This is a genomic window from Anoxybacillus sp., assembly GCF_036834105.1.
In the GTDB taxonomy this organism is placed as follows: domain Bacteria; phylum Bacillota; class Bacilli; order Bacillales; family Anoxybacillaceae; genus Anoxybacillus.
Map to the genome: position 1 here is coordinate 1 of NZ_DAITON010000215.1, position 2256 is coordinate 2256.

2 protein-coding genes are annotated in these 2256 nt (G+C 38.3%); one reads left to right on the plus strand and one right to left on the minus strand.

What is annotated here, in order from left to right; all coding sequences use genetic code 11:
• On the minus strand, positions 1–674 hold a 674-nt coding region (locus V7Z64_RS13030), incomplete at its 3' end, for a hypothetical protein (RefSeq protein WP_334110704.1).
• A gap of 201 nt (positions 675–875) precedes the next feature.
• Here V7Z64_RS13030 and V7Z64_RS13035 point away from each other — a divergent pair.
• The coding region (locus tag V7Z64_RS13035; RefSeq protein WP_297990437.1) for a hypothetical protein at positions 876–2256 on the plus strand (1381 nt) is incomplete at its 3' end.

Consider the following 2256-nt stretch of genomic DNA (forward strand, 5'->3'; position numbering starts at 1 on the left):
TGTTCGTATGTTTCACGAAATTCTTTCGCATGATTTGGGTTAAAGCCATTCTTTTTTAATTCGTTTTCTAGTGCGTTGTAAATGACGTTGAATGCTGCATCTGTTTTTGCCTCAAGCTCTTGGGCAGCTGTGTTGTATTTGGAGAAGAAGTAATTAAATGATACCGATTGTCCATTTGCTTTTCTTTCCTTGTACTCTCCAATTGCGTGATCGACAAGCGCGTCAATTCTAGCATTCGCTTGCTGTTGGAGGAGTTCAAACGATGGGCGATACTTTTCTTTAATGCTTGCGACCGTTACTTGTTGGACGGGTTCGTTTGTTTTGTTGTCTTCATTTGTATCATTTTGTTTGTTTGATTCGCTTTCGTTATTTGTTCCTTTTTCATCGGATGGCGACGATGACTTGTTTTCCTCCTCATGTTCTGTTTCATTGTTGTTTGCTTGACTATTTATGTCGTCTGGATTCTTTGTTGTGGATGTTTGCTCGTTTCCTGACGCAGATGACTCGCTGTCATCAGGCAACACAATTTCATATTCTTCTTCTACAATTTTAGCTACTTCTTTGTCTTCTTTTTTCAAATCTACTTTTTTATTTGTAAGAAAATAATAGTATCCCCCTGCACCACCAAGAAGCAAAACGATGATGCTAAGTGAAATGGCGATCCATTTTTTCACTTGAATGATCTCCTTTCTCTTTGTTCCGCTATGTTTATCATAACACGATTTTATAGAACAATGGACATAAAAAATGTAACCAAGCTGGAAATACGTCTTGATATCGTCATACAATTGAATTACTATAAACTTATGGAAATAAAAGATAGATTACGGCTGTTAGTACTTCCATATTTACATATATTTAAATGAGGTGATGGAATGAAAAAATATCCATGGAGTCAAAAGGCATTGCGGGCGATGATTGCAACAGCTGTTGCTTTTACCCCAGTAGTTGCGGTTGGTGGACAAGCTACACATGTTGAGGCGGCGCAAACAGTCGATCAAAAAATTGATCAGCTAGCTAGTCGGTTTTATATTTTTTACAAAAATGCTGATGAGACGACTTTGCAAAATGCAAAGAATAAGATTGATACTATTCAATACTCTCATATTTCAAATGCTGTTAGTGGGCTATCATTAAGTGACCCCGATAAACAAAATGCACTTGTTGAACTTATTAAAGGTGTAGCCAATCTCATCTATACGAAACATGCGACTTCGGCTGATCTTGCGCAGTCGGTAAAAAACTTCCGTGCAAATTATGCGGCTAAGTTTAATACGTTATTTGATGAAACAAACAACGTCACAGCAGATCAACTCATTGATTTCGTATTAGCCATGGAGTCTAATTTAGAAACTGCTATTATGCAAAATGCAGCAAAATCAAATGTATCGTATTCGTCAATCATCCAAACTGCTGTACAGAACACATTAAACGCTGGGGATTTTTCTACTTTACAAGGTAAGCTTAATTCTATTGGTTTATCTGTTGAAAAGTTATTCCAATTGCAATCGAAATTGAATGATCAAGTTATTGATACAAATAAACAAGCACGTTCCACAATGCTTCAAAGTGCATTTACGGAGAATGGTGCGATAATCGCTAATGTAGGAAATGAATATGAACTGCGTGTTCCAATTGTTCAAGGAAGTACCATAACAGTTAGCTTAACAACATCTATTCAATGGGAAACGTCGGACCCAGCAATTGCAACCTTCAGCAGCAATGTCTTGACTGTCCATCAAACAGGGACGATTGATGTTTTTGCTAAAATTGATGGAATAACAATCGCTAAAAGGACAGTCTCAGTTACGGCTGGTAGCACAGGTGGTGGTTCAGTTGTAACTCCTCCAAGCACAGGCGTAGACAATGGAAAAGTAAATGTTGGCCAAGATGCAGTAACGACAAAAGAGCAAACAAACAGCAAAGGACAAAAAGAAAAAGTAACCGAAGTGAAAGTAGACAAAATTGCAGACATCGTTAATCTTGTTTCAGCTCAAAATAAAGAAATCGTGTTAGGCGTTGGTGCGCTTGGAGCGAATGAAGTGGCAAAAGCGGAAGTGCCAGCGAAGCTATTTGCAGACGTAGCGACAAAAGAGGCAAAAGCGGTAGTGAATGTTCAAACAGATACAGCATCATATAAGTTACCTGTGGCGGAAATTCAAGCGAAGCTTACCGAAATCGCGCAAAAGCTAGGTTCAAGCACAGATAATGTAAAAATTGCTGTTGAAATCACAAAAGTAAATCCGCCTCAGGGAG